The sequence below is a fragment of the Pseudomonas sp. 22189 genome, from assembly GCF_052045635.1.
GTDB classification, from domain to species: domain Bacteria; phylum Pseudomonadota; class Gammaproteobacteria; order Pseudomonadales; family Pseudomonadaceae; genus Aquipseudomonas; species Aquipseudomonas parakoreensis.
Window position 1 is genome coordinate 168,949 of record NZ_JBQEPG010000003.1, and the last position, 21,914, is coordinate 190,862.

Below are 21,914 nucleotides of genomic sequence, written 5' to 3' on the forward strand. Positions count from 1 at the left end.
CAAACCGGTGTAACGCGATGTTTCTGAACATCCAGCATTTGCTTACACAAAAAACAGCGAGGAAAAATCCATGCTCGAAGTCATCAACGACTTCCTCTCAGGGAAAGTACTGATCGTGCTCATTGTCGGGCTCGGTAGCTACTTCACGATTCGCTCGCGTTTCGTTCAATTGCGCCACTTCTTCCACATGTTCGCGGTATTCCGCGACAGCCTCAAAAGCAGCGGCGGGCAACTCAGCTCGTTCCAGGCCCTGATGCTCAGCCTTGCTGGCCGCGTCGGTGCAGGCAACATCGCCGGTGTCGGCATCGCCGTGACCCTCGGTGGTCCGGGTGCGGTGTTCTGGATGTGGGTGACCGCACTGGTCGGCATGTCCAGCAGCTTCTTCGAATGCACCCTGGCCCAGGTCTACAAGCGCGCCGATGGTGACGGTCTGTACCGTGGCGGCCCGGCCTACTACATCCAGCACGGCCTGAAACTCAAAGGCATGGCGGTGGTGTTCTCGATCCTGCTGCTGGTCACCTACGGCTTCGCCTTCATCGGCCTGCAGTCCTACACCGTGACCCACTCGCTGCAAAACGCCTTTGCCTTCGACCCACGCCACACCGGGATCGTCCTGGCGGTACTGCTGGCCATCACCTTCATCGGCGGCATCAAGCGTATCGCTGCCGTGTCCGACCTGCTGGTACCGGTCAAGACTCTGGCCTATATCGGCGTGACCCTGTACGTGATCGGCACCCAGATCGAACACGTGCCAGCGATGCTGGAAACCATCTTCAAGAGCGCCTTCGGTCTCGACCCGGCCTTCGGTGGCCTGCTCGGCAGCGCCATCGTCATGGGCGTGAAGCGTGGCGTGTTCGCCAACGAAGCGGGCCTGGGCAGTGCGCCGAACGTCGCCGCCGTGGCCTCGGTGAAACACCCGGGCGCTCAGGGCGTGGTTCAGGCCTTCAGCGTGTTCCTCGACACCTTCGTGATCTGCACCTGCACCGCGCTGCTGATCCTGCTGTCGGGCTTCTACACCCCGGGCTTCGAAGGTGACGGCATCGTTCTCACCCAGAACTCGCTGGCCGCCGTGGTCGGTGACTGGGGACGCATCTTCGTCAGCGTCGCGCTGTCGCTGTTCGTCTTCACCTGCATCCTCTACAACTACTACCTGGGCGAAAACAGCCTGCAGTTCCTCAGCCGCAACCGCGCGTTGCTGATGGTTTTCCGCGGTCTGGTCCTGGCGCTGGTGGTATGGGGTTCGATGCAAGACCTCTCGACCGTATTCGCCTTCGCTGACATCACCATGACGTGCCTGGCCTTCGTCAACCTGATGGCCCTGGCCATGCTGTTCAAGGTCGGCATGCGTGTCATGCGCGACTACGACGAGCAGCGCCGCGCCGGCATCAAGCAGCCGGTGTTCGATTCCAGCAAATTTGCCGATCTGGATTTGGACTTGAAGGCCTGGCCGACCGAGGCGCCAGCCGTCGGCAAGACCGCAGTCGAGCCGCAAGGCATCCCTGCAGCGCAACGCTGACAGGTGAATGACGGGCGCATCCCCTGCGCCCGTCAGTTACAGTTCGTAAAACTGTGGGAGCGAGCCTGCTCGCGAAAGCGGCGGATCAGTCGACATTCTGGTATCTGACCCACCGCATTCGCGAGCAAGCCCGCTCCCACAGGAACTCATCGTTTCGGAGAATCCTATGAACCCTTCGACTTATCCCGCCGCCCAACACGTCATGGTGCTCTACACCGGTGGCACCATTGGCATGCAGGCCAGCGCCAACGGCCTGGCCCCGGCGTCCGGTTTCGAAGCCCGCATGCGCGACTACCTGCACAGCCAGCCCGAACTGGTGGTGCCGCAGTGGCGCTTCCGGGAAATGTCGCCGCTGATCGACAGCGCCAACATGACCCCGGCCTACTGGCAGCAACTGCGCGAAGCGGTGGTCGATGCGGTGGACGTGCAAGGCTGCGACAGCGTACTGATCCTGCATGGCACCGACACCCTGGCCTACAGCGCTGCGGCGATGAGTTTCCAGTTGCTCGGCCTGCATGCCCGGGTGTGTTTCACCGGCTCGATGCTGCCGGCCGGCGTCACCGACAGCGATGCCTGGGAAAACCTCGGTGGCGCGATGGTTGCTCTGGGTCAGGGTCTGGCGCCGGGCGTGCACCTGTATTTCCATGGCGAGCTGCTGGCGCCGACCCGTTGCGCGAAAGTGCGCAGCTTCGGTCGGCATCCGTTCAAGCGCCTGGAGCGTCAGGGCGGCGGGGTGAAAGCGCCGTCGATTCCAGCCGCACTGAACTACAACCAGCCGAAACAACTGGCCAAGGTTGCTGTGCTGCCACTGTTTCCCGGCATCGGCGCCGAGGTGGTTGATGGCCTGCTGGCCAGCGGTATCAAAGGTCTGGTGCTGGAGTGCTACGGCAGCGGCACCGGACCGAGCGACAATCCCGAGTTCCTTGCCAGCCTCGGCCGCGCACGGGACAACGGTGTGGTGGTGGTTGCGGTCACGCAGTGCCATGAAGGCGGGGTCGAGCTGGATGTGTATGAAGCCGGCAGCCGTTTGCGCGGCGTGGGCGTGCTATCCGGCGGCGGCATGACCCGCGAGGCGGCGTTCGGCAAGTTGCACGGCTTGCTCGGTGCGGGTCTGGACAACGCCGAAGTGCGGCGTCTGATCGAACTCGACCTGTGTGGCGAACTGATCTGACACCACCCGAACCCTTGCAGGAGTGAGCCCCTGTGGCGAGGGAGCTTGCTCCCGCTCGACTGCGCAGCAGTCGCAGTGTTTTGGGGCCGCTACGCGCCCCANAGCAAGCTCCCTCGCCACAACAGCCCTCATACCGTTTGATCTTCACCCGGCATATAACTTGCTGCCGTTTCCAGCACCCCCAAGGCTGGAAGATCTTATGCTCCACTCCCACCTCACCACGCTCAACGCCGTCTCACTGGTGCTCAACACCTTCAAGACCGAAGGCCTGTCGAGCGAAGCGCTGCTGGCCGGCAGCGGCATCAGTGCGGCGGATCTGAACCGCGCCGACACGCGCATCACCACCAATCAGGAGATGCAGGTCTGCGCCAACGCCGTTGCGCTCAAGCATGACATTGGCCTGGAACTGGGACGGCGGATGCATGTTTCCTGCTACGGCATCCTCGGTTACGCGCTGCTGACCTGTGCCACCTTCGGTGACGCTTTGCGCCTGGCGATTCGCTATCCGGCGCTGTTGGGAACACTTTTCGAACTAAGCCTGGAAGACGATGGCGAGCGCGTCTGGTTCGTCGCTGCCGATTACCGCGAGAGCCCGGAGATGGCAGTGTTCAACGCGGAATTCTGCCTGGTGTCGCTGAAGGTCATCTGCGACGACCTGCTCGGGCATCCGCTGCCGTTGCTGGCGACACGCTTTGAACATGTCGCGCCGGATTATCGCGACAGTTATGCCGAGCACTTCGCCAGCCCGCTGCACTTCGCCGCCAAGGACAACGCCTTTGCCTTCGACCGGCGCTGGCTCGATCAACCGTTGCCATTGGCCGACAGCATCACTCACCAGGCCATGGCCGACCGCTGCCGCAAACAAAACATCGAGTTCACCGGACGTCAGGCGTGGCTGGGGCGGATTCGCCAGTTGCTCAGTGCCCAGCTCAATGCAGCACCGGGGCTGGAGGGACTGGCCCAGCAGATGAAATGCTCGCCGCGCACCTTGCGCCGCCACCTCAAGGACATGGGCAGCAGTTATCAAGAGCTGCTCGACGAACTGCGTTTCGAGCGCGCCAAACAGATGCTCTTTGAGGATCAGTTGCCGATCTACCGCATTGCCGAGACCCTGGGTTTCAGCGAAACCGCGAGTTTCCGCCATGCGTTCGTGCGCTGGAGCGGGGTTGCGCCGAGCCAGTTCCGACCCTGAAGATCAAAAGATCGCAGCCTTCGGCAGCTCCTACGCCGATCTGTGTAGGAGCGGCCGAAGGCTGCGATCTTTTGATCTGCTGACAAGGGGCGAATTTCGGTCAGCGTTTTTGGCCATATCGATCCCCTTTTGGCCTTTCCTGCCGTTCTCCGATTCGCCGCGCACCGCAACACTGGGGGCAACCGAATCAGCCCCCTGCGGAGAACAACAAATGCTGACGATCTACTCGGACGATCACCACCTGCACCACGGTCGCTGCGAACTCATCGACGGCCAGCTCAAGCCGTGTTTCGAAATGCCGTCGCGCGCCGACCACGTGCTGCAACGGGTCAAGAACCAAAACCTCGGTTCGGTGGAAGCGCCAAAGGATTTCGGTCTCGAACCGATCGCGCGCATCCACAGCCGCGACTACCTCGACTTCTTCAAAGGTGCGTGGGCACGCTGGACCGAATTCAACACCGACGGCGACTTGCTGCCCTACACCTGGCCCGCACGCACTCTGCGGCAGATCAAACCGACCAGCCTGCACGGCCAGCTCGGCTACTACAGCTTCGACGGCGGCGCGCCGATCACCGCCGGCACCTGGCAAGCAGCCTACAGTGCAGCGCAAGTGGCGCTGACTGCGCAGGCCGAAATCCAGCGCGGCGCCCGCAGCGCCTTCGCCCTGTGCCGGCCACCGGGACACCACGCCGCCAGCGACTTGATGGGCGGTTATTGCTACCTCAACAACGCCGCTATCGCTGCTCAGGCATTCCTCGATGCAGGCCACCAGAAAGTCGCGATCCTCGACGTCGACTATCACCACGGCAACGGTACGCAGTCGATTTTCTACGAGCGCAGCGACGTGCTGTTCACCTCGATCCACGGCCACCCGGAAGCGGAGTTTCCGTTCTTTCTCGGCTACGAAGATGAACGCGGCGAAGGCGCCGGTGAAGGCTTCAACTTCAACTATCCGCTGCCGGCCGGCTCCGGCTGGAAGGTGTGGAGCGCGGCGCTGGAACAGGCCTGCAACGAGATCGACAGCTACGGTGCCGACATCATCGTCGTGTCGCTGGGCGTCGACACCTTCAAGGACGATCCGATCTCGCAGTTCAAGCTCGACAGCCCGGATTACCTGGCGATGGGCAAACGCATCGCCGCCCTCGGCAAACCGACGCTGTTCGTGATGGAGGGTGGTTACGCGGTGGAGGAAATCGGCATCAACGCAGTGAACGTGCTCGAAGGGTTCGAACAATGAACCGACTCAAGCACTGCATTGCACCAGCCCTGTGCGCGGCGCTGCTCAGCGTCGGCGCCCACGCCGAAGAACGCACCTTGCGCGTCTACAACTGGTTCGACTACATCACGCCCAAGGCGCTGGAAGACTTCAAGGCGCAGAACAGCCAGACCAAACTGGTCTACGACATCTTCGACACCAACGAAGCGCTGGAAGCCAAGCTGCTGACCGGCAACTCCGGCTATGACGTGGTGGTGCCGTCCAATGTGTTCCTCGCCAAGCAGATCGAGGCCGGGGTGTTCCAGCCGCTGGACCGCAGCAAGCTGCCGAACTGGAATCACCTCGATCCGAAACTGATGAAGCTGATCGAGGCCAACGACCCGGGCAACCAGTTCGCCGTGCCGTACATGTACGGCACCATCCTGATCGGTTTCAACCCGGCCAAGGTCAAGGCCGCACTGGGTGACAGCGCGCCAGTGGACAGCTGGGACCTGATTTTCAAGGAAGAGAACATCAGCAAGCTCAAGCAGTGCGGCGTCGCCCTGCTCGACTCGCCGTCGGAGATCCTGCCGCTGGCCCTGCAACACCTGGGCCTGGACCCCAACAGCAAGAAGCCGGCTGACTATGCCAAGGCCGAGGCGTTGCTGATGAAGATCCGCCCGTACGTCACTTACTTCCACTCGTCCAAATACATGGCTGATATTGCCAACGGTGACATCTGCGTCGCGGTGGGTTATTCCGGCAGCTTCTCGCAAGCGGCCAATCGCGCCAAAGAGGCGAAGAACGGTGTCGTGGTCGACATGCGCCTGCCCAAGGAAGGCGCACCGATCTGGTTCGACATGCTCGCCGTTCCCAAGGGCGCGAAGAATCCGCAAGACGCCTACACCTTCATCAACTACCTGCTGCAACCGGCGGTGATCGCCCCGGTCAGCGATTTCGTCGGCTACCCGAACCCGAACAAGGACGCTACCGGGCTGGTCGATCCGGCGATCCGCAACAACCCCAACCTGTACCCGACCGATGCGGCGATGAGCACGCTCTACACCCTGCAACCGCTGCCGCGTGATGCCGAACGGGCGCGCACACGGGCCTGGACCAAGATCAAGTCCGGCACCTGACCTTCACTTCGGTTCAGTTACGGGCCTGCGTTGATGCAGGCCTTTTTTTGTCCGCGATATCTATATACCGCCATGCCGGCCCCGACGGTCATTACCTTGAGCCCGAACGCGCACCGAACGCCCAACGGTACCTGCGCCCACCTCACAGGAAGTGACCATGAGCGAAGACTCCGCCCCACCCGCCGCCCTCCCGAATGAGCAGAATGACTTGCTTACCCAACTGGTGGCAGGACCCTCGATCAGGGAAGTCGCCACCCAGGCGCTGTTGCCGGCCCTGAAAACCCTCTACCCGCAACTGACCATCGATCCGCGTCTGGCCATGGTGGTGACACCGACCTGGGCCTTTGATGCAACGCAGGTGATCCCCGGCGCAAGACGCTACGAATCACTGACGGGCGCTCTGGTCCGTCATGGGGTGGCGTCCACGCCCGTGCTGTATTTCGATGGCGAGCATTACCTCACCCTGGAACCTCTGGCGCCGGTACCGGTGCAATTGCCGGTCAACATCGAGGCTATCGGGCGTTTGCTCAACGAACTTGCGCCCTTGCTGTTCATTGCGTTTCAGGAGCAACAGCTCAATTACTGGAACCAGCTCACGCGCCCCTCAACGCCACGCTGGAAGCAGTTGTCCCACTCAATGCGCGAGCGCTGGAACATTGAACCCGGGCCATCATGGGATGCCGATCAGGTCGCCATGGCCCGCCACTTGTTCACTTATCCGGAAAAGGGCGCCCGCACGACCAACGACCGCTATCAATCGCGGGCCTGCCTGATCGACCTCGACCAGGTCGACGACGGTGCTGCAAGACACCTGAACACCCTCGACATGGCGGTGCTGACCGGAACGCTGGGCACTCGCACGCTGATCCTCACTTACACCATAACCGGTGGTTTTCAGAGCTACGAGTCAATGCAGGCTCTGGGCGAGTCCCTGCTGAGCTACACCGCAGAAAATGACGCCGGCAATGCCTGGCAGTGGCGCCTGATCGAACCCGAAGGCAATTACTTCGACCACCTGGCCTGTAACCTGATTGCCTTGCAAGCCGATGCGATCGGTGCACTGGCGACCGATACCGACATCCGCAACCGCGATCTGGCACCCCACATCAGTCGGGCGGCAGATGGACACGACCCGACGGACAGGCAGGCACCCTCGCGCTTCAACCGGGTCGAGCAAGGGTTGCCGGACTGGATGCTCAACGCGTCCTCCGTCGATCTCACGGCCTACAGTCGTCATCTGATGGACTTGGCAACCCTTCGCACACAGAACGCCAACCAGTCGTTTCAGGACGGGATCAAGCCGATCCGCGAGTACACCCTGGAGAGACTTCGCGAGGCCATGCTCAAGCAACATCCCGAGGCTGCAGATCTGGATCTGGCAGACATCGAGATCGTGGTCGACAGTGTCGTGGTCTGGGGCACTTTTGTGCCACCGACGGAACCACAACGTAGCACCTTGAGCCTGGTCGATCTGGCGCTGCAAAACCTGATCGCCGTCCCCCTGGGTGACAAGACCGTGCGCAGCAAAAGTGCCTCGACGCTGCCGTCCTGGATGAACGCGGCGTACCTGGAGGCCTTGATCGTCAGTGTCGACATCGGCAGGACCTACCCGGCCCTGATCAAAGGCAAATTGCTTGACGATCCTCTGGAAAGCCTGCGCCGGCAGAATCTGTTCACCGGCCATTTGCGGGTTGAGCTACCGCTGTTGGCCCTGCAACAAAAGATTCGCGGCCTGGGCGGGATCAATGAGCTCGGCTATCGCTATGTCGCTGCCGTGGTGCAGGTGCTCGATGCCAATCGCCGGGTCGACGGCCAGGAAATTGTCATTCGCCCACTGGCTTTCAATCCCGGTTGGCGGCTGCTTGCCTCTGCGGACGAAGTGGCCAACATGTTTGTCATCGGTCCTCGGCAGATGGACAAGGGCCCCTGCCTGCTTTACCAGCCATTACTTGACCAGTCCTTGAGCCAGTACCCGACACCGGCCAACCTGATTTATGCCATCAAGCATTCGGCCACCCTGCGCCAATCGGTGCTTGCCTGGTTACCGGACAGGGTACGCAGCCATTATTCCGACTACGTATTCACCGGCAGCCTGCCCTCGGTCTGGTCGCTCTCGCAGCTGTTGGCAGACCCGCTGACCCCTCTGCAAATGGGCGGCACGCTGTCCCTTGGCACGCAAGTCATTGCCAACGATTACCTGGCCGCTGTGTTCAAGAGCAACGCCCTGGCACTGGTGGATCTGGCACAGCGGCAATCGGTGTCCAACGCGCAAAACCGCTGGGCGACTTTCAAACAGGCGGCGTGGGCGATCCTCAATGCGGCGCTGCCTTTTCTGGGCAGTACGGTCGGTACCGCCGCGTGGGTCTGGCAGATTCTGGAGGACCTGCAACAAGGCCTGGACGCCACAGAAACAGGCGACCGTGACCAGCAGAAAGCCGTGATGACCGACCTGTTGCTGACATTGGCCATGGTCCTCGCGCACCGCGGTGCGACGCGTCATACCACGGCCCGCCAGATCGAAGAAAAGCCTGTCGGTGCCGTCACGACCGAGATTCGGCAGGCCGTCGAACCGCCACCGGCCTCTATCGTGCAACTGCCCGACAGGGCAAGCGATTCCGCTACTGCCCGGCACCCTGTATCCCTACTGACCGGCCCGGCCCTGAGTCTTAAGGAAACGCTCGACCGTTTCCAAATCAGCAAACCCGAGCCTCTGACTCCGCCCGCTGCCGATAGCGGTGCGTACCGACATCTCTACAGCCACGACAACCGCTACTACACCCAGGTCGGGGAGCGCTGGTTCGAGGTGGCCGTGGAGGAAAACGGCGAGGTCTCGATCATCGACGCTCGCCAACAACCTCCACGCCAAGGGCCGCCGTTGATCGGCAATTCCCGTGGGCAATGGTTCGTCGACACCCGCCTGCGTCTGCGAGGCGGCGGCTTGTCTGCCCGGCGCAAAGCGATCAAACAGCAAAACGCTCAACGGATCGCCGAGCTCAAGCAACAGTTGGCCACGTTTGATGAGGAACGCGCCAACGCCAAAACCGAACTGATCGCCGCTTACAACCAGATGAAAGCTGCCAGCACCGAGGCTCGACCGGCCTTGCAGCAACAATTTTTAGACCTGCTCGAGCAGCGCAGCAGCCAGTACGAAGCCCCCATCGAACAGCTCAAGGCGCTCAGCCTGCTTGAAAGCTTGCCCAACTACCGCTCCGCCATGACTTCGATGCTGGATACCCAGCTGTACTTCAACCAGAGCTGGCTTGATGAGAACAATGCCACCTTCAGCCGGACACTGCGTGAAACCCTGGCACTGCTGGAGGCGCAAGAGACTGCCGCGGGCTCGGGCGATCGGACGATCTATCGACAGATGATTGATCTCGCTGAAGGCGTAATCGGCAAGATCGAGTTTGCCCACTCGCGGTTCCAGGCGCTGAGCAGGCTAGGCAGAAACGCTGCCGAGATCACCAATAAGTACCGCAGGCAATTACCCGCTTTCAGCGTGAATGACCTCAAGGCGCTGCAAGTTTCACTGGCGCGTGAGGTCTGCTTCGAAGCAGGCGACGGCGCTGCTCTGAAGGAGGCGCGAGGCGACTTCACCCGCCTGCTCGACACCACCAACCTGGCGATCCAGACCTCACAGGAACTGATTCAGGAAGACAGCGCCGAGGGGATTATCCAGCGCGCCGAAGCGCTTGATGGCGTGCTGGAGCAGTTCACGGGCATTACTCAAGCCTTCGAAGACTTGTCCCTCAGCCACAAGGATGTACTGATCCAGCCGTCCTTCGAGCAAGTGCGCAAACGGGTCAGCGAATTCCACAAAGACACTGAAGATCATCTGGCGCAATTGCTGCGTGAACTGCCGACGACGGAGCCACGTTCCGTACCTTCACAACCGCCGCGAACCTCGCGCAAACGGGTCATCAAAACGCGCTTCAAAGGCACCGTGGTCGGCGAAATGCGCCCTTCGGCTCCCGGTGAACCCGTTTTGCTGGAGGTTCGCGCCCCCGTGACCGGCAAGGTCATCGCCACCTTTCACGAAAAGACACCCGGGGTCTGGCTGGAACGCATCCCGGCCCCGCGGCGCCGTCCGGTCGCACCTGCACCGGCGCTGGCAGTACAGCTGGTGCAGGGCCAGGCGCTGCTCGATGGCCTGGAAGATTTCATTCGGCGAACCGAAGCCCAATCGAAGAAACCTGGCCGTATCCCGGTGGAAACCGAGGAGCTGTTTCGACAACATGCCGAACACGTCGGACAAAGCGCCAGTGCCCTGGCGCAAGCCATGACCCCGCTCAGCACGATTGACGGCCAGAACCAGACCGCCACCCGACTGCAGGCAGCACTTGAGAAAGCAAAGGAGCGACTGTACGCCGAGGGTTACCGGGTTCGCGTCGACATGATCAAGCAGCAACCGCCGACGGCGGCGCGGGTGGAATGGCTGCTGAGCAAAGGTGAAATCGACATCGTGCGCAACGGTGATCGGCGCCGGCTCAAGGGACCGCGCAAGGACTTCCTTCAGGAATACGAGATTCGCGAGCGTCGCGGGGCAGCGACTCTCTGGTACGCGCACTTTCATTACCCCCGGCTCGACGCGGCCATCAACGCCTTTACCGCTGCTCATTTGAAGACCCGGGAGCAGCGCTTGCTGGCCGGTGCTTTCGACGTACGCGCCGACACTGCAAACCCACAGCTCATCGCGATTTATCGCAGCGAGATCAGCCCGCAACTGGCTCGTGCCCTGTTCTTTTCGCATGCCTGAAATGTCAAAAAGGAAACTGACAATGACCGAATCTGTCGACAACCTCCGTCCCCCCGTCCTGCTGAAGAAAAACCTCGTCGTGCGGCAGACAAGCCAAGGCCCAACCGTCGACGAAGTGGCGGCTCAAATGCTGCGTAAAGCCCTGAAAGAGAGGTTTCCCGACCGCGATATCGACCCCGACCATACGCTCATCGGCACCCCTCAATGGCAATGGGACGACGGTACGCTGACGGCAATGCCCATCCGGTTCGAGTCTCTGACCCAGGCCGTAGTCCGGCAGTTCTTCACCGCCACCAGCGCCAATTACCTGGAAGGCGAACACTTCCTGACAACCGATCCGCAAGCCACACCCGTGCTGCACCTGGACATCGGCATCGAAGCCATCGCCACCTTGCTCAACGACTACGCACCCCTGCTTTTCACCGCCTTTGGCGAACGTCAGCTGGATTACTGGAACAGCGCCGGCCCCAAGTCAACGCGTTGGCAGGAGTTGTCCGATGCCCTGCGCAAAGCCCTTGATGTGCAGACCGACAGTGGCTGGGATGAAAGCCAATGCCACGTGGCCAGAGCCGTCTCGCAGTTCCCGGACAAACAGCAGAGGCCGACTCGGGCTCCCGAGGTTTCGTCGATCAAGGTCTGCCTGATCGACGTCGATACGGTCGATGACAAGGGCGAGACCCGGCATCTGATCGTCGGCGGCGCGGCCGTGCTCACGGGGCGTTATCGGCAGCGCGACCTGGTGATGATGTACTCGGTAGAAAAGGGTTATGAGTCGTTCGACACTCTGGAATCGCTGGGAGCGTCTTTATCTGATCGCCTGCCCGACCAATTGGCCGGGCGCAACCTGAAGTGGCAGTTGTTCGAGCCCGCAGGCAATTTCTTCGATCACATGGCCTGGGCGTTGATTGCCAGTCAACTCGATGCCATCGCCTCGATCACCAGCGCAGAACTTGCCGCCGATCACACGCCGTACGCCCCGGACTTCACCCGTGCCGACCATCCCCGCGATACCGGACTGGACGACGCCATTCCCGACTGGCTGATCGGCGCCTCGGCGGCGGACATGGAGCGCTACAGCCGATCGGTCAGTGCGCTGGGCAAGCTATACAAACTCGCAGACAAGAACCTGTTCCGGATTGCGTCCATCACGACCTTCGCTGGCAGGCGTATGCGCGAAGCCATTCTGGCCGATAAAAAATCTGCGGCCGGGCTGCCGCTGGAAACCCTTGAAATCACCATCACCAACAGCTTCGAGTCGGGAGGCCTGACGCTGCCCAACCCCAACGATACTCATACGGAAACCCTGGGTGAGTTTGCACTGCAGAACGCCGCCCCCTACCAGGCAAGCCTGCGCTTCAATCCGCCGCAAACCGTTCCCCGCTGGTTGAACGAGACCTATCTGACAAACATGGCGAGCCAGGTCAACATCGGCATGGCCTATCCACAGTTGATCAAGGAAAAACTGATCAATGATCGGCCGCAAGCTGCATTACAAGCACAGTTCTATATCAGACAACTCCAGGCTGTGCTGCCGCTTGTTGCACTGGAGAACAAAATCCGTCGCATCGCCGGTTTCAATGAGCAGGGCTATCGCTATGTGTGCGAATGGCTCAAACCGACACCCGCTCATCCGCAACCGGTGGTGATACGCCCTCTGACCTTCATCCGCTCCGGAGAAAGCATCGGTGATACGGTGGACAACATGTTCATCATCGGCCCCCGTCAGCCCGAGGCCGGCCCCTGCGTGCTGTACCGGCCACTGTTCGAACAATCGCTGATGCAATTCCCTTCTGCGCAAAACCTGCTGTACGCCTTGCACCAACCGGGAGAGCTGAGGGATTCGGTGCTGGCGTGGTTGCCCGATGCAGCCATCAGCTTCAAATACGCTCAATTCACCTTCCCGATCGGCCTGCCCACCCCATGGCTCGGCGCTGAGTTACTGCTGGAACCCTGGACCTCCGTGAACTGGGCCGGGCCGGTCGAGCTCGGGTCGCAGGAACTGAGCGGCGATGTATTCGCCAAATTGTTCCAGTCCCATGCCCAAGCGATGGCACAACTGGCTGACCGGCAATCGCAATCCAACGCCGAACGCCGCTGGGCATTGCTGCGAGACAGCGGCTGGGCCGTGTTCAATGTTGCTGCGAACTTTCTCAGCGGCCCGGCTGGCGCGGCCATCTGGATCTGGCAAAGCCTCACTGAAATCGAGCATGCGCTGGAGGCGCATCAACGGGGCGACAGGCTCAACGAGTGGAGTTCGGTGGGCGACATGTTGCTGACCTTGGGTATTCTCCTGGCCCATCACGCTGCCGTACGCCGCAAGGCCGGCCCACGCCCATGGTCAGACATCGACGACAACGTAGCCGACTTGCCGCAGAAACCGGCCGTAGCGCCCGCCAAACCTGTCGTGACCCTTATTCCCACGCCACTGACCGATGAACTGCCTCCCGCTCATTACAATTCACTGGAAGCCAGCGGCTCCATACCTCGCAGGAGCCCTGCGGCCTTGATCGCGTATCTGCAAGATGCCGCAGTCCCGGCCCCGGACCTGACTGATCCGAATGTGCAGACCCTGCGGCGCGGTCGTGCCAGCCTGTACAGGCTCAATGATCAGCTGTACGCACAGGTCGGCGAACACTGGTACACGGTGATCGAAAACGATGATCAACAGCTGCAGATCGTATTTGCCGGCAATCCGCGGAAAACTGGGCCGCTTCTGGCGCAATTTGCTCAAGGCCAGTGGGTGGTCGATACGCGTCTGCGCCTGCGCGGGGGAGCCGGTGGGCAGAGTCTGCAAAACCGGCTCAGGACCCAACGCAGGGAAAAGGAGCAACAGCGAAAACAGCTGGAAACCGCGCTGAATGACTTCAAACGCCAGGAACCCGCAGCCGATGCCGCGTTGCAACGGGCGCTGGATGAAATGCTCGCGGCCAGCGGCCCTGCGCACGAGCAAGCCACCGAGCGCTATCTCGCACAGGTTGAAACGCTGATTGGCGATTATGACGCCGCCCTGAAAAACCTCGAGCAATGGCGCCAGAAAGGCGGCAGCGAAGGCTATCTGCATGATGTGCTGCGCCTGACCACGCTGCTGCAGAAAAACCTCGCCCTGTGGTTTTCCCTCAAACGCAACGCCTATGCCAGCCTTACCCACAAGCTGGTCGAGAACAACGAGATCGAATCGGACACCGCGCTGCAAACTCATATCGAAAATGTCAGACAGACATTGGCATTGAGTCAGGACATGGTGACGCGCCTGCGATTGTCCCAGAGCTCACTGGCCGCTCTCGAAACCCTGGGAAGTGCCGGTATCACCGCTGCACAACGCTTGCGCGCGTTGCTGCCGTCATTCACCGAGTGGGATCTGAAGTCCAACGAAATCGGCATGTCCCACGAGCTGTGCATGCGTAACTCGGCCAGCGCAGCGGCCGCGCCGGAGCGTGACGTGGTGGGATTACTGATCATCGAGGCAGCTACCGCCACCCATCAGCATGCACAATTGCTCAAAACGCCGACCGCGACAGATGCAATCGCGCTGCACATCGAACGTCTGAGCAAGCTGATCGATGTTTATGCCGACACCGATCAGCGCCTCACAGACCTTCCTGGTGAAATGCCGGACAAACTGGAACCGACCCAGCTTGAACGAATACGCGGCCTGATCAACGAGTTCCGGCAACTGGCTCAGGATCAATTGAACGCGCTGCTGCCCGAGAACGTTGTCAGCGCCCCACCCGCCCCTCCCAGACCGGCCGTTGCGGGGCCCTCCCGCCAAGCCATAAAAGTGACCAAGAGCCGTCCTCGCGAACCGCAATCCGCCCACGCTTCAACCACAACCGAGCAACCTCTGGAGAGCGTACTGCCGCCGAGGCCGCGTCCGAATCGACAACCGCCGTTGGCAGACATCGATATTGTCGCCAATAGCCTGAAACTGGTTGATGACGTGCAGGCTTTCACGCAACAGACACGCAAGGACGCGTTACGGCCCAACCGGATTCCGGCGGACATGCAGGATCTGTTCGATCAACGAGCAGCGCTTCTGGAGCGAGCGGCGGCCGATGCTGCCCAGGCCCTCGCCCGCATTCGCGCCACTGGCGGCGCAACGCCGCCGGTGGGCAATATCGGGGCGTATCTCACCGCCGATGCCCAGCGATTACGGACCGAAGGCGTCAACCTCCGCGCCAGCATGCTCAAGCAGCGCCAGCCTCGTCAGGCTTATCTGCAATGGATGCTGGACAATCATCAAGTGCAAATCGAACGCAATGTTCAGGGAAGGATCAGGACCAAAAAACGTCGCGATTACTTTCAGGAATATCGGATTCTGGATGTAACCAACAAGCATCAACCATTGTGGCTGGCGCATTTTCACTACGACTCACTGGAGGCTCCACTGGAAAGCTTCACAGCGGCGCACCTGAAAATCGCTGATGCGCATTTGCAGCAGTTCACTGCCGAACGCCGCGAGGCACTCGGCACATTGGCACCGATCGACTATGTGCTGCGACGAATCAGCGACCCGGCGCTGTTTTTCAATCTCGAACCCCAGCCCTGACTCAGGCGACGGGGCGGTCTGGAGCCCGCCCCTTTCAATCCACCTGCCAGGCCCTGCGCAACCTGTCCAGCGCGGCGTCGATCGCCGGTTCAGGCACCGCAGCAAACCCCATCACCAGACCGGCGCGCTGCTCCAGCTCAGCGCCGGCGTCTGGCAACCAATAGCTGCTCAAGCCATTGATCTCGACCCCGACGTCACGGGCCAATTCGATCAACTCCCGCTCACGCGCCACGCTGTCGACTGGCACGGTCATATGCAGGCCTGCGGCCACGACGGGCAACGGGCCGACTCCCGGGATGTTCGCCGGCCACCCCTTGAGCAGCGTGTCGCGCCGGCTCAGCGCCGCTCGCCGCATACGGCGGATGTGCCGCTGGAAGTGTCCGCTCGCCATGAATTCGGCCATGACCGCCTGGGTGCTGACTTCGGAATGCCTTACATCCACTGCACGCCGTTGAGCGAACGCCTCCACTAACCCCGGAGGCAGCACCAGATACCCCAGGCGCAATGCCGGAAACGCCACCTTGCCGAACGTGCCGACATACAGCACCCGTCCCTGCCGATCGAGCGCCGCCAAAGGGGCCAGCGGCGCGCCGCTGTAGCGGTACTCGCCGTCGTAGTCGTCCTCGACGATCCAGCCTCCTGTGCGCTCGGCCCAGGCAAGCAGTTCAAGGCGTCGGGCAAGGCTCATCACCACCCCGGTGGGATATTGATGGGAAGGCGTTACATAAGTCAGGCGACAGTCGTTCAACCTCGTCAGTTCGGCACAGTCGATGCCCTCGTTATCCACAGCCACACCGAGCAGTTTCGCACCGGCCACGGCGAAGGCGTGACCCGCTGCTCGATACCCCGGATTTTCAATCGCGACGCCGTCACCCGGCTCGACCAGCAACTGTGCACAAAGGCTTATTCCCTGCTGCGCACCGCTGGTGATCACAATTTGTTCAGCTGTGCATTGCATGCCCCGAGAACTGCGCAGATAGGCAGCGATCATCCCGCGCAACCGTGCATCACCGGCCGGATCGCCATAACACAGCTGCTGCAAATCCGGTTTTCGCCAGAAAGCCGCATTCAGCTTGGCCCAGACGTCGAACGGGAACAGATCAAACGCCGGTACACCGACCCGAAAAGCCCGGGGCGGACCACTGGGCGGCCGGGCCAAATGGTTATTTCTGACCCGGGTCAGCGGATCGTTGTGGATAACCTTGCTGGATGGATCTACAGGTAAATCCGGGCATTTTGTGGATAAGGCTGTGGGTAAGCCTGTTGAAAACCCTGTGGATATTTTTGTGGACAACTTTTTCGCTGGCAACGCTGCGTGAGGCAAATGCGCAACGTAAGTGCCATCACCGACCCGACCTTCGATGAAGCCTTCGGCATACAGTTGATCGTAGGCGCGCACCACACTGTTACGCGAAATGGCCAGCGCCGCCGCCAGATCACGACTGGCCGGTAGCCGCGTGCCGCTGCACAGCCGCCCGTCCAGTACGCGCAATCGTAATGCCTGATAGAGCTGGCGGCTCAAGCCTTGGCGGCGGTCGAGTTCGATTCCGGCCGGATTGAACGGCATAGACAGTGTGGTCGATTCGGGCATGGCAATGGACCTATGAAATTGGTCATCAATGGCTCTTACAACAGACCAATAGCCTGCCTAGGATGCAGGCATTCGCCAAGGAAAATCTCTCCATGTACACGCCCCGCGCCTTCGCCATCAACGACCTGTCGCAATTGCACGAACTGATCCTCGCCACTCGCCTTGCCATTCTTGTGAGTCATGGTGAGAACGGTCTGCAAGCCAGCCATGTGCCGGTGCTGCTGCACCGCGAACAGGGTCCTAACGGCACGCTGTACGGGCACCTGGCCAAAGCCAATCCGCAATGGAAAGACCTGCGCGACGGCGCTGAAGCGATGCTGATATTTGCCGGCCCCGACGCCTACGTCAGCCCCGGGTTTTACCCGAGCAAGGCCGAGCACGGCAAAGTCGTGCCGACCTGGAACTACGTCGCCGTGCACGCCTACGGCCACGCCGAAACCTTCAGCGACGGCGGGCGCCTGCTCGACATCGTCAGCACACTGACCGATCGCCATGAAGCCGGGCGCGCGCAGCCGTGGAAGGTCGACGACGCGCCGGCCGACTACATCGACGGCATGCTCAAGGCCATCGTCGGTTTCGCCATACCCATCGACCGCCTCGAAGGCAAGCGCAAGCTCAGCCAGAACCGCAGCGCCGAAGACATTGCCGGCGTGCGCGAAGGCCTGGCTGCCAGCCCCGACATCAATGACCAGACCCTCGCCCACTTGATGCGTTAAGGAAATCAGCATGAGTCAGATCCAGATCCGCCCGGTGACTGCCGGTGATCACACCGCCTGGCTGCCGTTGTGGCAGGCCTACCTGCGCTTCTACAACAGCGAGTTGCCGGACGCCGTCAGCCACAGCACCTGGCAGCGTTTCCTCGACCCGAGCGAGCCGACCCATGCCGCCCTCGCCTGGGCCGACGGTAAAGCAGTGGGCATGGTGCACTTCATCTATCACCGTTCCAATTGGAGCATCGAAAACTCCTGTTACCTGCAGGACCTGCTGGTAGCGCCAGAGACCCGCGGCACGGGTGTCGGTCGCTTGCTGATCGAACACGTTTACGCCACTGCCAAGGCCGACGGTTGCTGCAAAGTGCATTGGCTGACCCACGAAACCAATGCCACCGCGATCCAGCTCTACGAGCGCATCGCCGAGCGCCCGGGATTCATCCAGTTTCGCAAAGCCATTTAAGGAGCCGCGTGCATGACCACTTCACTCGCCGACTGGAAAGGCGTTCCGGCGCCCACCAGCAAACTGCTCGAAGGCCGCTTTATCCGCCTGGAAAGACTTGACCCGACGCGCCATGGCGACGAGTTGTTCAACGCCCTCGAAGGCCCCGGCGCCGACCCGAAGCTGTGGGATTACTTGCCCTATGGGCCGTTTCCGCAGCGCAACGCGTTCAATGACTGGCTGAACAACCATGCGGCCAGCAGCGATCCGTATTTCTTCAGCATCATCGACCGCGCTACAGGCCAGGTGCAGGGCATCCTCAGCCTGATGTCGATCGTCCCGGCGCAGGGCCGCATCGAGATCGGCCACGTGACCTTCGGCGCGTCGATGCAGCGCTCGCCGAAAAGCACTGAAGCGGTGTACCTGCTCGCCAAATATGCCTTCGCGCTGGGCTACCGGCGCCTGGAATGGAAGTGCAACAACGGCAACGCCCGCTCCAAATACGCCGCCGAACGCTTGGGCTTCAGCTTCGAAGGCGTGTTCCGCCAGCACATGGTGGTCAAGGGCCAGAACCGCGATACCGCGTGGTATTCGATTCTGGATTCAGAATGGCCGGCGATTGCGGCAGGGTTCGAGCAGTGGTTGAGCGATGCCAACCAGACGCCGACCGGGCAGGTGAAAGGCTTGGTCGAGTGCCGTCGTTAAATCGTCAAAGCAAAATCGGCAGCTCCTACAGGGTGAACGTCAATCCCATGCAGGAGCTGCCGAAGGCTGCGATCTTTTGATCTGTTGTTTACCCCAGTTTCTGCGCCAGCACCGCAATGTGTTCCGGCCCGATCCCGCAACAACCGCCCAAATGGCTGGCGCCCCGCTGCTGCCAGTCAATCGCCCAGTGCAGATACCCCGGCGGATCCAGGTCATCGCGCAACGGATCGAGGCCGTCATTGGCCGTTGCCTCTTTCGGTTGCGGTGGAAATGCATTGGCATACGCGCCGATGTGAATCTGCACGCCCAGGCGTTCGAAGGTGGCGCGCGCTGCGTCAATCGCCGCGCCGATCACTTCCGGCTGGCTGCAGTTGAACAGCAGCGTCTCGACGCCCAGCTCCGCCGCCACGGCCGCTGCCTCAGCCACCGGCTCACCGGAACGCAGACGCGGTACTTCGTCGGTGTCTTCATCCTTCAAAGTAAACGACAGCCAGAACGGTTTGCCGTCCTGCGGCAGACCGGCACGAATGGAGCGCGCCTCGATGATCGAGCTCTGGGTTTCCGCCAGCCACAAATCGACATGCGGCGCCAGGCCGGTCACCAGTGGCGCCAGCAATTCGTTCACCCGCGTCGCTTCGAACAGGTCCGGGCGATAGGAGCCGAACAGCGGCGGCAACGAACCGGCCACTCGCACCGCTTTGCCCGACGCCTGCACCGCACGCTGTGCCAGCTCGCCCGCCAACGCCGCCAGAGCCTGGCCTTCAGCGGCAAACCGCGCCTCGCCGATATGAAACGGCACGACCGCATAACTGTTGCTGGTGATCACATTGGCGCCGCTGGCGATGTAGGCGGCGTGCACCGCTTCGACCGCTTGCGGCGCTTCGATCAGGGCCAGCGCCGACCACTCGGGCTGCCGAAACGGCGCCCCGGCGCGTTGCAACTCACGGCCCATGCCGCCATCGAGAATTACCGTGCTTGCTGTGCCCATATGCTTTTCGCTCATATGCTTATGAATATTTCTCACTACCAGAGTAGTTCTTATAACTATTTAATACGCACCATTCGGTTAATAACAACCCCTTTTTTCAGGTGTCGACTGTGAAACTTCAACCGCTACTGGCCCTGGGCCTGACGATTCTGGCCGCGTCCACTCAAGCCTTCGGCGGCGCCACACTCGATCGCGTCGAACAGAAAAAAGAGCTGGTCGGCGTGCTGATGGAAAGCTACCCGCCCTTCTCGTTTCTCAATGAGCAGAATCAACTGGACGGCTTCGACGTCGACGTCGCCAAAGCCGTCGCGGAAAAACTGGGGGTCAAGCTGCGCCTGGAAACGCCATCCTGGGACGTGATCGCTGCCGGTCGCTGGAGCGGGCGCTACGACATTTGCATCTGCTCCATGACCCCGAGCAAGGCCCGCGCCGAAGTGTTCGATTTCCCGGTCGAGTACTACGCCTCGCCCGCCGTGATCGTGGTCAACGCCAAGGACGATCGCATCCACGGCGCCAAGGACTTGAGCGGCAAGAAAGTCGGCCTGACCAGCGCCAGCAGCTACGAAAGTTATCTGAACAAGAATCTGGTCATTGAAGGCGCCGAAGACACGCGCCTGGAGTACCCGTTCGAGGATGTGCAGATCGCTCCGTACGATACCGACAACGTCGCCTTCCAGGATCTGGGCCTGGGCGCCGGTGTGCGCCTGGACGCCATCCTCACCAATCTGGTGACCGCGCAGCCGCGCCTGAATCAGGATCAGCGTTTCAAACTGGCCGGCACGCCGCTGTACTCGGAACCGAACTCGGTGGCCATCGAAAAGGGTGACGCCGAGTGGGACGCCAAAGTGCGCGAGGTATTCGCGCAACTCAAGCAGGACGGCACGCTGAGCAAGCTGTCGCAGAAATGGATCGGCGCCGATATCAGCCAATGACTGCCTTCCCGACACCTCCACAGCCGCCGCAACCGGTGGCTGAATCGCGCCTGCAACGGCTGTTCGGTTTCCGCACGCGCCTGTACCTGACCTGGGCGGCGATGTTCAGCCTGTTCGCCGGGTTTTTCCTGAGCTTCGATCTGAAGCTCTCGATCATCCTCGACAAGCTGCCGAACCTGCTCGGCGTGCACCTAGCGCCCAACGGCTTCCTGCAGGGCGCGGCGCTGACCCTGTTTCTTTGCGCGTGCGCCATCGTCGCTTCGTCTTTGCTGGGCTTCGTCACCGCCCTCGCGCGCCTGTCGAAAAGCGCCGTGGCATTCGGGATCGCCAGTTTCTACACCTCGTTCTTTCGCGGCACGCCGCTGCTGATCCAGATCCTGTTGATCTACCTCGGCCTGCCGCAACTGGGTGTCGTGCCCGGCGCGGTGGTCGCCGGGATCATTGCCCTGTCACTCAACTATGGCGCGTACCTGAGCGAGATTTTCCGCGCCGGCATTCTCGGCGTGCCCTACGGCCAACGCGAAGCTTCGCTGGCGCTGGGCATGCGCGAGAGCGTGATCTTCTGGCGCATCACCCTGCCCCAGGCGATGCGCACAATCATCCCGCCGACCACCAACCAGTTCATCTCGATGCTCAAGGACTCGTCACTGATCTCGGTGATGGGCGTCTGGGAAGTGATGTTTCTGGCGCAGTCCTACGGACGCTCGAGCTACCGCTACATCGAGATGCTGACCACGGCGGCGATCATTTACTGGCTGATGTCGATCGGTCTGGAGCTGATTCAGGCGCGCATGGAACGGCATTATGGCAAGGCTTATGTGCGGCGTAGCTGAGCTGATGCGTCGACAGACATCTACCACGGGCGGATCGAGCAGTGGCAGATGAGTTTCTGATCATTACCAGCGGCCAGTGACAACACAACTTGTAGGAAAGGGCAGCAGGCCGGCAGGACGTAATGCGCAAATCTGCGTTGATCCGGCCTTTTCCGCCGATCAAAACGACGTAGCCCGCAGCACCGGGCGATCCGGCTG

General features: G+C 61.3%; 14 protein-coding genes. 12 read left to right on the forward strand and 2 right to left on the reverse strand.

Annotated elements, in window-relative coordinates:
• Positions 1-70 precede the first annotated feature (70 nt).
• The 7 genes from ACTJKS_RS04120 (at position 71) to ACTJKS_RS04150 (ending at position 15,515) form a co-directional block, all read left to right on the forward strand.
• Positions 71-1,516 carry an alanine/glycine:cation symporter family protein gene (locus ACTJKS_RS04120; protein ID WP_108184240.1) on the forward strand — a complete coding sequence of 482 codons (1,446 nt, stop codon included), beginning with the start codon at positions 71-73 and terminating at the stop codon, positions 1,514-1,516.
• Between the two features lie 166 nt (positions 1,517-1,682).
• The gene (locus ACTJKS_RS04125) at positions 1,683-2,687 is read left to right on the forward strand and encodes an asparaginase (protein WP_086792487.1); all 1,005 of its coding nucleotides are present in this window, start codon (positions 1,683-1,685) and stop codon (positions 2,685-2,687) included.
• 199 nt (positions 2,688-2,886) lie between these two features.
• Positions 2,887-3,879 (forward strand): AraC family transcriptional regulator, encoded by a 993-nt coding sequence (locus ACTJKS_RS04130; RefSeq protein ID WP_262949074.1) that lies wholly within the window; start codon positions 2,887-2,889, stop codon positions 3,877-3,879.
• Positions 3,880-4,090: 211 nt separating this feature from the next.
• Positions 4,091-5,116, forward strand: coding sequence for a histone deacetylase family protein (locus ACTJKS_RS04135; RefSeq protein ID WP_041071656.1), 1,026 nt, complete (start codon positions 4,091-4,093; stop codon positions 5,114-5,116).
• A complete protein-coding gene (locus tag ACTJKS_RS04140) occupies positions 5,113-6,213 on the forward strand; it encodes a polyamine ABC transporter substrate-binding protein (RefSeq protein WP_262949075.1) in 1,101 nt (366 codons plus the stop codon). Before ACTJKS_RS04135 ends, ACTJKS_RS04140 begins: the two co-directional genes overlap by 4 nt.
• Positions 6,214-6,370: 157 nt before the next feature.
• A complete protein-coding gene (locus ACTJKS_RS04145) occupies positions 6,371-10,969 on the forward strand; it encodes a dermonecrotic toxin domain-containing protein (RefSeq protein ID WP_108184245.1) in 4,599 nt (1,532 codons plus the stop codon).
• 22 nt (positions 10,970-10,991) lie between these two features.
• Entirely contained in the window at positions 10,992-15,515 is a 4,524-nt protein-coding gene (locus ACTJKS_RS04150; protein WP_108184246.1) for a hypothetical protein, read from the forward strand.
• Positions 15,516-15,549: 34 nt separating this feature from the next.
• Here ACTJKS_RS04150 and pdxR read toward each other — a convergent pair whose 3' ends face one another.
• Positions 15,550-17,106: a MocR-like pyridoxine biosynthesis transcription factor PdxR gene (gene pdxR / locus ACTJKS_RS04155; protein ID WP_108184247.1), complete on the reverse strand. Its 1,557-nt coding sequence runs from the start codon at positions 17,104-17,106 to the stop codon at positions 15,550-15,552.
• A 92-nt stretch (positions 17,107-17,198) separates the two neighbouring features.
• On the opposite strand from pdxR, the gene ACTJKS_RS04160 reads away from it, so the two are divergent.
• From ACTJKS_RS04160 to ACTJKS_RS04170, 3 genes are read left to right on the forward strand one after another with little or no spacing between them, the layout of a single operon-like run.
• The gene (locus ACTJKS_RS04160; RefSeq protein WP_108184248.1) at positions 17,199-17,822 is read left to right on the forward strand and encodes an FMN-binding negative transcriptional regulator; all 624 of its coding nucleotides are present in this window, start codon (positions 17,199-17,201) and stop codon (positions 17,820-17,822) included.
• A gap of 10 nt (positions 17,823-17,832) precedes the next feature.
• Complete coding sequence (locus ACTJKS_RS04165; RefSeq protein ID WP_108184249.1) at positions 17,833-18,279, forward strand: GNAT family N-acetyltransferase; 447 nt, start codon at positions 17,833-17,835, stop codon at positions 18,277-18,279.
• Between the two features lie 12 nt (positions 18,280-18,291).
• Complete coding sequence (locus ACTJKS_RS04170; protein ID WP_108184250.1) at positions 18,292-18,963, forward strand: GNAT family N-acetyltransferase; 672 nt, start codon at positions 18,292-18,294, stop codon at positions 18,961-18,963.
• 88 nt (positions 18,964-19,051) lie between these two features.
• Here the strand turns inward: ACTJKS_RS04170 and ACTJKS_RS04175 are convergent, their stop codons facing one another.
• Positions 19,052-19,951: a homocysteine S-methyltransferase family protein gene (locus tag ACTJKS_RS04175; RefSeq protein WP_108184251.1), complete on the reverse strand. Its 900-nt coding sequence runs from the start codon at positions 19,949-19,951 to the stop codon at positions 19,052-19,054.
• 110 nt (positions 19,952-20,061) lie between these two features.
• Here ACTJKS_RS04175 and ACTJKS_RS04180 point away from each other — a divergent pair, with 110 nt between their 5' ends.
• Positions 20,062-20,883: an ABC transporter substrate-binding protein gene (locus ACTJKS_RS04180; RefSeq protein ID WP_108184252.1), complete on the forward strand. Its 822-nt coding sequence runs from the start codon at positions 20,062-20,064 to the stop codon at positions 20,881-20,883.
• Positions 20,880-21,716, forward strand: a complete 837-nt coding sequence (locus tag ACTJKS_RS04185) for an amino acid ABC transporter permease (RefSeq protein WP_003229672.1) — start codon at positions 20,880-20,882, stop codon at positions 21,714-21,716. The genes ACTJKS_RS04180 and ACTJKS_RS04185 overlap by 4 nt, the downstream gene beginning before the upstream one ends.
• The last annotated feature ends 198 nt before the right edge of the window (positions 21,717-21,914 follow it).

What these genes read in the sequence shown, in the direction of transcription:
- ACTJKS_RS04120 (WP_108184240.1), top strand. Translation starts at nt 71, where the DNA reads ATGCTCGAAGTCATCAACGACTTCCTCTCAGGGAAAGTACTGATCGTG.
- ACTJKS_RS04125 (WP_086792487.1), top strand. Translation starts at nt 1,683, where the DNA reads ATGAACCCTTCGACTTATCCCGCCGCCCAACACGTCATGGTGCTCTAC.
- ACTJKS_RS04130 (WP_262949074.1), top strand. Translation starts at nt 2,887, where the DNA reads ATGCTCCACTCCCACCTCACCACGCTCAACGCCGTCTCACTGGTGCTC.
- ACTJKS_RS04135 (WP_041071656.1), top strand. Translation starts at nt 4,091, where the DNA reads ATGCTGACGATCTACTCGGACGATCACCACCTGCACCACGGTCGCTGC.
- ACTJKS_RS04140 (WP_262949075.1), top strand. Translation starts at nt 5,113, where the DNA reads ATGAACCGACTCAAGCACTGCATTGCACCAGCCCTGTGCGCGGCGCTG.
- ACTJKS_RS04145 (WP_108184245.1), top strand. Translation starts at nt 6,371, where the DNA reads ATGAGCGAAGACTCCGCCCCACCCGCCGCCCTCCCGAATGAGCAGAAT.
- ACTJKS_RS04150 (WP_108184246.1), top strand. Translation starts at nt 10,992, where the DNA reads ATGACCGAATCTGTCGACAACCTCCGTCCCCCCGTCCTGCTGAAGAAA.
- pdxR (WP_108184247.1), bottom strand. Translation starts at nt 17,106, where the DNA reads ATGCCCGAATCGACCACACTGTCTATGCCGTTCAATCCGGCCGGAATC.
- ACTJKS_RS04160 (WP_108184248.1), top strand. Translation starts at nt 17,199, where the DNA reads ATGTACACGCCCCGCGCCTTCGCCATCAACGACCTGTCGCAATTGCAC.
- ACTJKS_RS04165 (WP_108184249.1), top strand. Translation starts at nt 17,833, where the DNA reads ATGAGTCAGATCCAGATCCGCCCGGTGACTGCCGGTGATCACACCGCC.
- ACTJKS_RS04170 (WP_108184250.1), top strand. Translation starts at nt 18,292, where the DNA reads ATGACCACTTCACTCGCCGACTGGAAAGGCGTTCCGGCGCCCACCAGC.
- ACTJKS_RS04175 (WP_108184251.1), bottom strand. Translation starts at nt 19,951, where the DNA reads ATGGGCACAGCAAGCACGGTAATTCTCGATGGCGGCATGGGCCGTGAG.
- ACTJKS_RS04185 (WP_003229672.1), top strand. Translation starts at nt 20,880, where the DNA reads ATGACTGCCTTCCCGACACCTCCACAGCCGCCGCAACCGGTGGCTGAA.